Raw genomic sequence first — 9,232 nt, forward strand, 5'->3', positions numbered from 1 at the left:
GTCCAGAGAACCAACCGGGCGGCTCCGGTGGCCGCGTGCCGGCGGGAGTACGCTCGGACCCCACGGGAAGTAGCGCAGCTTGGTTAGCGCGCAGCGTTCGGGACGCTGAGGTCGCGGGTTCGAATCCCGCCTTCCCGACCACGAAGGAGCGGTCCGGCGCTTCGCCCGACCCGGCCATTGCGTTCCGGTGCGGATCCGGCGCGAGCACGCCTGGCTCATCCCCGCCGGGTCCCGGCTGCCGATCACCCGAGGGGACCGGTGTTCCGGGTCACCTGACGCCGCGACCATCGAGCGATCCCGGCACGCGACCCACCAGGGCAGGAACCTAGGAGCGGCGGCGGGCGGGGGCCTCGCCCCGCCCCCGCCCGGCCTTGGCCGGGCCCGGGGGCGGGCGGCTCGTGCCGTTGCCCGACGCCGGCAGGCCGGCGGCGGACGCCAGCTCCTCCAGCTCGGGGCCGGTGAGCGACTCGCGCTCGAGGAGGGCCTCGACCACCCGGTCGAGGAGGTCGCGGTTCTCCACCAGGACCCGGTTGGCCAGCTCGGTGGCCTCGTCCACCAACGCCCGCATGGCGGCCGTCGTCGCGGGCGACGGCGGCCCCGGTGGCTCGCCACGCGGCCCGATCGACAGCTCGACGGCGCCGAGAGGGCCCAGATCGTCGCTCATCCCGAACTCGGCGGCCATCTGGCGGGCCAGGGCACGCACGTGCTCGAGGTCGGAGCTGGCCCCGGCGCCGCTCTCGCCGAACACGAAGCGCTCGGCCACCCAGCCGCCCAGCGACGTGGCCATGCGGCCCATGAGGTGCGACCGGGTGTACACGACCCGGTCGAAGGCGTCGACGGCCACGCAGTGGCCGAGCGTCCCACCCCGGGGCGCGATGGTGAGCTTGTACGGCGGGGCGGCACCTTCGACGCCCCGGGCGACCAGCGCGTGGCCGGCCTCGTGGTAGGCGACCACCCGGCGCTCCTCGTCGGTCATCACGTGCGTCCGGGAGGAGATCCCGAGGTAGGCACGGTCGATGGCCTCGTGGACGAGGTCCATGGTGATCTCCGAGGTGTGGCGCCGGGTGGCGAGCAGCGCCGCCTCGTTGAGGACGGCGGCGAGGTCGGCGCCGGAGAACCCCCGCGTGATGCTGGCCAGGGCGTCGAGGTCGACGTCGCCGGCGACGGGCTTGCCGCGGGCCGACAGCTCCAGGATCGCCCGGCGGCCGGCCCGGTCGGGGAGGGTCATCGTCACCTTGCGGTCGAAGCGACCCGGACGGAGCAGGGCGCGGTCGAGCATGTCGGGTCGGTTGGTCGCACCGATGACGACCACGGCGGTGCGGGGCTCGAACCCGTCCAGCTCGGTGAGGAGCTGGTTGAGCGTCTGGTCGTACTCGCGGCTGCCGCCCGACAGGTACCCGGTGCGTGAGCCGCCCACGGCGTCGAACTCGTCGATGAACACGATGGCGGGCGCCATGGACCGCGCCTCGGCGAACAGGTCGCGGATGCGAGCGGCGCCCTGGCCGACGAAGACCTCCACGAACTCGGCGGCGGACGCCGAGATGAACGCCGCGTTGGCCTCCCCGGCGACGGCCCGGGCGAGCAGCGTCTTGCCGCACCCCGGGGGCCCGGAGAGCAGGATCCCCCGCGGCGGCACGGCGCCCATCTCGGCGAACCGGGCCGGGTCGGCCAGGTACTCCTTGACGTCGCTGACCTCCTCGACGGCGTCGTCGGCACCGGCGACGTCGGCGAAGGTGGCCCGCTCGTCGGATGCGAACCGCCGACCGACGCTCCTGGCCCGGGCCGACAGCCGGCGCTGGCGGTCCGGCGCCTGGAGGATGCGCCGGAGCGACTCGTCGAGCTCCGCCTGGCCGACGGCGGCCTTCGACCGGCGGGCGGCCAGCAGCGCCGCCTCGTTGACGACGTTGGCCAGGTCGGCGCCGGTCATGCCGTGCGCCTTCGACGCGATGGCGCCCAGGTCGGTCTCGGCGGCGAGGACCTTGCCCCTGGCGTGGAGCTCGAGGATGGCGAGCCGCCCCGCCTCGGACGGGAACTCGAGGCCGATGGTCCGGTCGAAGCGGCCGGGCCGGAGCAGCGCCGGGTCTAGGACGTCGGCCCGGTTGGTGGCGGCGAGCACGATGACGCCCTGGCTGGGCGAGAAGCCGTCCAGCTCGGCGAGGATCTGGTTGAGCGGCTCCTCCTGGCCGGGCGAGGCGGGGACCGGGTCGCTGGTGGTCCCGGCGCGGGAGCGGCCCAGCGAGTCGATCTCGTCGATGAAGACGATGGCCGGTGCCATCTGGCGCGCCTCGGCGAAGATGTCGCGAATCCGCGAGGCGCCGCGGCCCACGTACTGGTCCATCAGCTCAGAACCGGACATGGAGAGGAACGCGGCGTTGGCCTCACCGGCGAGTGCCCGCGCCATGAGCGTCTTGCCGCACCCGGGCGGGCCGTAGAGCAGGACGCCGCGGGGAATGGTGGCGCCGAGGGCGGCGTAGCGCTCCGGCTCGGCCAGGAAGTCGCGGATCTCCCGCAGCTCGTCGAGGGCGGCGTCCTGGCCGGCGACGTCGTCGAACGTGACCTTCTCCTGGTCGGAGAAGCGGCGGCCGACGCTGCGCTCGCGCATCGACAGCCGCCTCTGGCGCTCGGGTGCGGCCAGCACCCACCGGACGGCGTCCTCCAGGTCCGAGCGGCCGATCGACGTCTTCCCCGCCCGGGCGGCGAGCATGGCGCCCTCGTTCATCACCGCCGCCAGGTCGGCACCGGTGAGGCCGACGGACTGGTGGGCGATCACCGCCAGGTCCACGTCGGCGTCCAGCCGCTTGCCCCTGGCGTGGACCGCCAGGATGGCGGCGCGCGCGTGCTCGTCGGGCCGCTCGAGCGCCACCGAGCGGTCGAACCGGCCCGGGCGCAGCAGAGCGGGGTCGAGCACGTCGGGACGGTTGGTGGCGCCCAGCACGATGATCCCCTCGGACGTCGAGAACCCGTCCATCTCGGCGAGGATCTGGTTGAGCGCCTGCTCCTGCTCGCTGTTGTTCCCGATCGCCATGCCGGTGCTGCGGGCCCGCCCGATCGAGTCCAGCTCGTCGATGAAGATCACGGCGGGCGCGTTCTCCCGGGCCTCGCGGAACAGGTCGCGGACCCGGGCGGCGCCGACGCCGACGAAGATCTCCACGAAGTCCGAGCCCGAGATCGAGTAGAAGTTGGCGCCCGCCTCCCCGGCCAGCGCCCGGGCGAGCAGCGTCTTCCCGCACCCGGGAGGCCCGTAGAGCAGCACGCCCTTGGGCACCTGGGCGCCGAGCGACTCGTAGCGGCTCGGGTCGGCGAGGAAGACCTCGATCTCCCGCAGCTCCTTCACCGCCTCGTCCTGTCCGGCCACGTCGGCGAAGGTGACGCCGCCCGCCTCCGGCTCGATCTTGCGCGCCCCGCTGCGGACCTTGAACAGCCCCGTCCCCCGCCGCGACGACAACACGAGGTACACGAACAGCACGATGAGGATCAGGCCCGGCAGCAGGAAGCCGGCGAGATTGGCGACCCGCTTGCCGGTCTGCTGGTCGACGGTGGTCGCCACCCGGTTCTCCAGGAGGATGTCGATCAGGCGCTCCTGGCTCTCCTTGAGGTACGGCGCGTTGTAGCGGGCCGTCGTCTCGTCGTCGCGGAGGTAGGTGCCGATCATGTACGCGTCGACGTTGAGCACCTCGGCGTCCTGGAGGCGCCCACGCTCGGCCAGGTCGACCAGCGTGTCGAGGCGGAGGCGGTCGCCGCTCACGTGCGGACGGGAGATCTCCAGGATCCCCAGGTAGCCGGCGACGAGGAGCAAGAGGGCGACGGCGGTGAACAGGCCGAGCCGGCTCTCCTTGTCCCCCCGTCGCCGGGCGGACGAGCGCCGGCCCGGAGGTCTCTTCGTCGACGCCATGTGTTGCTCCCCCGTGCGGCTGATGACAGGCTACCGGGGGGTGGCACCGGGGACGGCCGCGAGGCCCGGACGCGCGTGGAGGTGGGCAGCCACCCTGGTGGCCGGCGCGGCGGCGGCCGCCGGCTGTGGTGGCGGGGAAGGGCCCGAGCCCGTCGCCAACCCGCGCGATCCCGTCCGGGTCATGCTGCGCGAGCGGGCCGAGGCGCTGAACGCCGACGACCTCGACGGGTGGCTGGCGCCCGTCGCCCCCGAGGCGAGGGCGTTCGAGGAGCAGGTGGGTCGCGGGGCGCTGGCCATGCCCCTGGCACGCGTGGACGTGACGCTCGCCGAGGCCGACGTGGGCCCGGGCGGCGCCCGCTTCGAGCGGGCGCGCATCACCCTCGTCCACCGCTACGAGGGCCTCCCCGAGGACAACGTCTTCCGCTTCCACGTCAGGTCCGACGTCGAGCTCCGGGACGGGAGGTGGGTCGTCACCGCCTCGGGGCCCGACCCGGACGCGCCCAACCCGCCGCCGATGTGGGCGACGGGCCCGACGGACACGGCCCGTTCGCCCCACTTCCTGGCCCTGTTCCGGCCCGGCCTTCCCGGCGTCCCCGAGCTCCTCGACAAGGCGGAGCGCAGCCGCCGGCGCCTCCTCCCCCGCCTGACCCTCGAACCCGACGCCGCGCACCTGATCGTCCTGGCGCGGGACCAGCCGGAGTACGAGTCCCTGGGCGGGAAGGAAGGCTCCCTGGCGTACGCGTCCGGTACCTACCGGACGCCGAGTGGGGGCTATCTCGAGCGGGTGGAGAACCGGGAGATGTACGTCAACCTCGCCGCCGTCGACGCTCCGGGGCCCGAGGAGCGCGACCGGCCCGACGGGCTCCACGGGGTCGTCTTCGAGCACGAGCTGGGCCACCTCGCGCTGTCCCGCTTCGATCGCGCCCAGACGCCGTTGTGGGTCTCCGAGGCGGGCGCCATGCAGCTGGCCGAGGAACGCCGGATCGACGACTGGAAGCGGATCGTCGACGGGAACCTGTTCGAGTCCCTCGGGCTGTCGTTCGGCCCGATGAGCCGGGACGAGTCGATCGACGGCGCCGAGTACGCCTACGCCAACGCCGGCGCCTCGTACCTGATCGAGGCGTTCGGCATCGACAGGTTCTGGGACTTCTACCAGAACTTCAAGGCGCTCGGGGCCACCATGACCGACGTGCCGGCCATGCGAGCAGAGGGCGCGCAGCGGCTGGTGCGGCGCTATTACGGCTTCGATCTCGACGAGCTCGACAGGCGCACCAGGGACCACATGCGCGAGGCGGTGGCGGCCGGCTGACCTCCACGGTCCGCAGCGGCCAGAATCCCCCCGATGCGCCGGCTCCCCGCCATCGCCATGATCGCCATGGTCGCCACCCTCGCCGTGGCGGCGCCCTTCCCGACCGCCCGTGCGCAGGACGCCGCCACCCCCAGCTCGGCGCCGCTGGTCCGGCTGCCGTTCCCCCAGGACGACGGCACGCTCACGCCCTACACGTTCGAGCTCGGGTACGCGCTGGTCACCCTCGTGTACGACACCCTGCTGTGGCGCGACGCCGGCGGCGTCCCGCAGCCGTGGCTCGCCCGGTCGGTGGACACGAGCCCGGACGGGCTGCGGCTCACCATCCGGCTGGTGGACGACGCCCGCTGGCACGACGGCCACCCGGTCACCGCCGAGGACGTCGTCTTCACCTTCCGGCACGTGGCCGCCCGCTTCCACCCGAGGTTCACGCCCGAGGTCGCCCCCGTGGCGGGCGTGGAGGCGACGGGGGCGACCACCGTCACCATCACCCTCGAGCACCCGGCGCCCGGCTTCGCCGACCAGCCCCTCGCCGACCTGCCCATCCTCCCGGCCCACCTGTGGCGCGGCCTGCCCGCCGACAGCCTCGCCCCTGACGGGCTCCCGGTGGGAAGCGGCCCCTACCGGCTGGTCGAGCACCGGCCCGGTGAGCGGTACCGGTTCGAGGCGTTCACGGACTGGTTCCGCGGCCGCCCGGCGGTGGGCGCCGTCGAGGTACCGGTGATCGGCGACGCCGAGGACACCCTGCGGGCCCTGGAGCGCCGGGACGTCGACATGCTGCCGGTGAGCCTCCCGGAGACCGCCGTCGACCGCCTGGACGGCCTCGCCACCCGGATCGTCGACGGCCCCACCTACAGCGGTACCGTCCTCCTCCTCAACGTCCGCACGGCGCCGTTCGACCGGCCCGAGGCGCGACGCGCCGTCGCCCGGGCCCTCGACCTCGGGCAGCTGGCCCGGGCCGTCGGCAACGCCGTGCCCGCCGACCGCGGCTACCTCCACCCCGACTCCCCCTGGAGCACCGACGAGGTCCTCCACCGGGCCGACACCGGCGCCGCGCCCCGGGAGCTGGCCTCGGCCGGCGTCCGCGAGCTGGAGGTGCTGTCGCCCGACAACGACCCGGTCAAGGCCGAGGCGGGCCGCCAGGTCGTGCTCGCCCTGGAGCGGGCCGGTGTCCGGGCCCGGGCGCGCTCCGTCTCCTCCGACGAGCTGTCGGCGGCGGTCGGCGAGGGTGGGGGGACGCCGACGTTCCAGGCGGCGATCTGGCCCGCACCGGCGCTGGCGTCCTACGACCCCGACTTCCTGCGCCGGGTGTTCGGGTCACCGCCCGAGGACGGGTCGCTCAACTACTCGGGCTACCGGAGCGCACGGTTCGACGACCTGGCCCGCCGCATCGCCTCGACGCCCGGCAGGGACGAGCGGCGCGCCCTCGTGGGCGAGGCGCTGAGGCTGCTGGCCGACGACCTTCCCGCCCTGCCCCTGCTCTTCGCCACCGGGTCGTTCGCCTACCGCCCGGCGGTCTACGCCGGGTGGGTCTTCGTGAAGGGGGCGGGGATCCTCGACAAGCGCTCCTTCGTCGAGCCCTCGGCCGGTGAGCCGGCCCGGCCCGTCGCGCCGGAGGCGGGCGGCGGTGGGGGCGGGTTCCCGTTCGGGCTGGCCGCCCTCACGGTGGCGGCGGTGGCCGTGGTCGTGGGCGTGGTCGGGCTGCGCCGGTCGCGCCGGTAAGGGCGCTGAGGGCGGCCCGGTGAGCGACGACGTGGAGGAGGGGCCGGGCGGCCCGGCCGCGCCGCCCGGTGCGGTCGACCCCGCGGCGTCCGCGGCGTCCACGGCGTCCGCGGCCGCCGATGCGATCGGCACGCCGGCGCCGGCACCACGGCGCGGCCGCACCCGCTCCTGGCCGCTCGCCGCCGTGGGGCTCGGGCTGCTGGTGATCGGAGCGGGGACCCTGGCGTGGGCCCGGCCACCGGAGCGCGGCGTCCCGACGGCGGCACCCAACGTGGCGGTCGACGCCGGTGCCGCCGACCCCACCGACCTGCGCCAGCACAACTCGCCGAGCATCGCCGCCGACCCCACCCGCGCCGGCCGGCTGGCCGTCGTCAACCGCATCGACAACCCGATGTTCGGGTGCTCCTTGCACGTCTCCACCGACGACGGCGCCACCTGGGACGAGCGGCAGCTGCCCTTCCCGGCCGGCGAGGACGACCCGCCCCGCTGCTACGCCCCCGACGTCGGCTTCGGCGCCGACGGGGCGCTCCACGTCTCGTTCGTCACCCTGGCCGGGCAGGGCAACGTGCCGAACGCCGCCTGGGTCGCCACGTCCCGCGACGTGGGCGGGTCGTTCTCGGAGCCGGTGCGCGTCGCCGGGCGGCTGGCCTTCCAGGTGCGTCTGGCCGCCGACCCCGACGACGCCGACCGCCTCTACGTCACGTGGCTCCAGGCCGGGGCGGTGGGGACCCTGCTGTTCCCCGAGACGGGCTACCCGGTGACGATGGCCCGCTCGGACGACGGCGGGCGGACCTGGGGCGACCCCACCCGGGTCAGCCCCGCGGACCGGCTCCGGGTCGTCGCCCCCGTCCCCGCCGTGGCGGGGGGCGCCCTGTTCGTCGCCTACCTCGACCTGGGCGACGACGTCCTCGACTACCACGGCGCCCACGAAGGGAGGGGCGGCGAGCCCTATCCCGGGAAGTGGTCGCTGGTGCTGGCCCGGTCGTCGGACGGCGGGGCGACGTGGTCCGACACCGTCGTGGACGACGGCCTCGTGCCCACGCAGCGCATCGTCGTGTTCCTCCCGCCCTCGCCGTCGCTCGTGGTGGACGACGAGGCTCGCCGTGTCCACCTGGCCTTCACGGACGGCCGCCTGGGCGACGCCGACGTCTGGGTCTGGACCTCGACCGACGGCGGGCGGAGCTTCGGGCCACCCCGGCGGGTGAACGACACGCCGAGGGGAGACGGGACGTCGCAGTACCTGCCCCGGCTGGGCCTGTCGGCCGACGGGCGCCTCGACGTCCTCTACTACGACCGCCGGCTCGACGAGCACGACGCCATGAACGGGGTGTCACTCCAGTCCTCGAGCGACGGCGGGCGCACCTTCGGCCCGAGGCTGGTCGTCTCGGACCGGGCGTTCGACTCGCGCATCGGGTTCGGGAGCGAGCGGGACCTGCCCGACCTCGGCAGCCGGCTCGGCCTCCTGTCCTCCCCCCGGCGGGCGGTCGCCGTGTGGTCCGACACCCGGGGCGGGACCAGGTCGTCGGGGAAGCAGGACCTGGCCACGTCCATCGTCACCTTGCCCGAGCCGGGCAGCGACCGGTCGGCGCTCCGCGTCGTGGGCGCCCTACTGACCGTGGTGGGCGCCCTCGTCGCCGCCCTGGCGGTGGCCGGACGCCGGGCCGCAGATCCGTGATGGATGGGACGATCGGCCCTGGTCCCTGGCATACTTGTGCCGCACGGCCGTCGTCGAAGGGGACTCCGATGGGTCGGAACACGCAGGCGGTTCGCAAGGGTGGTCTGGCGGCGTTCGTGGCAGTCGTGTTCGGGCTGATCGCCCTGGCGCCCGCCTTCGCCTGCACGCCGCAGGCCAACCTCACGCTGCCCACCAGCCGGGTCGACCCCGGCGGCACGGTGTCGGTGATCGGGCAGGTCTTCGCCCCCACCGGCGTGGACGCCGGACCGGTGACCCTCCGCTGGAACGGCGTCACCGGCCAGGCCCTGGCGACGGTGGACGCCGACGCCCAGGGCACCTTCCAGGCCGACGTCACCGTCCCGTCCGACGTGACGCCGGGCTTCTATCTGATCTCGGCCGTCCAGTGGGTGGGCACCGACGGTGAGGTGAAGAAGCCGAGCACCACGATCGAGGTCCTCGGTGCGGCGCCGGCCCAGCCCGCCGCCGGCGGGGCGTCGACGCCCACGGAGAGCCAGCCGGTGCCGGGCCCCGCCGGCGGCGGGCTGGGCCGGCGCCGCACCGAGGACCTCGATCGTGGTGCTCGGCTTCTTCACCTCACCGTCGGTGCCCACCCACTGGACGGCCGAGATCAGATAGA

General features: G+C 74.7%; 5 protein-coding genes and 1 tRNA gene. 5 read left to right on the forward strand and 1 reads right to left on the reverse strand.

Annotated features, from left to right (window positions below; genetic code table 11):
• The first annotated feature begins 63 nt into the window (after positions 1–63).
• Positions 64–141, forward strand: a tRNA-Pro gene (locus VM242_13715).
• Between the two features lie 184 nt (positions 142–325).
• On the opposite strand, the gene VM242_13720 is transcribed toward VM242_13715, so the two are convergent.
• The gene (locus VM242_13720; GenBank protein ID HVM06219.1) at positions 326–3,892 is read right to left on the reverse strand and encodes an AAA family ATPase; all 3,567 of its coding nucleotides are present in this window, start codon (positions 3,890–3,892) and stop codon (positions 326–328) included.
• A gap of 181 nt (positions 3,893–4,073) precedes the next feature.
• Here VM242_13720 and VM242_13725 point away from each other — a divergent pair, with 181 nt between their 5' ends.
• From VM242_13725 to VM242_13740, 4 genes are all read left to right on the forward strand, one after another.
• Positions 4,074–5,201 carry a hypothetical protein gene (locus VM242_13725; GenBank protein HVM06220.1) on the forward strand — a complete coding sequence of 376 codons (1,128 nt, stop codon included), beginning with the start codon at positions 4,074–4,076 and terminating at the stop codon, positions 5,199–5,201.
• A gap of 33 nt (positions 5,202–5,234) precedes the next feature.
• Positions 5,235–6,920 (forward strand): ABC transporter substrate-binding protein, encoded by a 1,686-nt coding sequence (locus VM242_13730; GenBank protein HVM06221.1) that lies wholly within the window; start codon positions 5,235–5,237, stop codon positions 6,918–6,920.
• A 19-nt stretch (positions 6,921–6,939) separates the two neighbouring features.
• Positions 6,940–8,595: a sialidase family protein gene (locus VM242_13735; protein ID HVM06222.1), complete on the forward strand. Its 1,656-nt coding sequence runs from the start codon at positions 6,940–6,942 to the stop codon at positions 8,593–8,595.
• A gap of 68 nt (positions 8,596–8,663) precedes the next feature.
• Positions 8,664–9,232 (forward strand): hypothetical protein (locus VM242_13740; protein HVM06223.1); only part of this gene is annotated, 569 nt, incomplete at its 3' end.

This window comes from Acidimicrobiales bacterium (assembly GCA_035540975.1).
Taxonomy (GTDB): domain Bacteria; phylum Actinomycetota; class Acidimicrobiia; order Acidimicrobiales.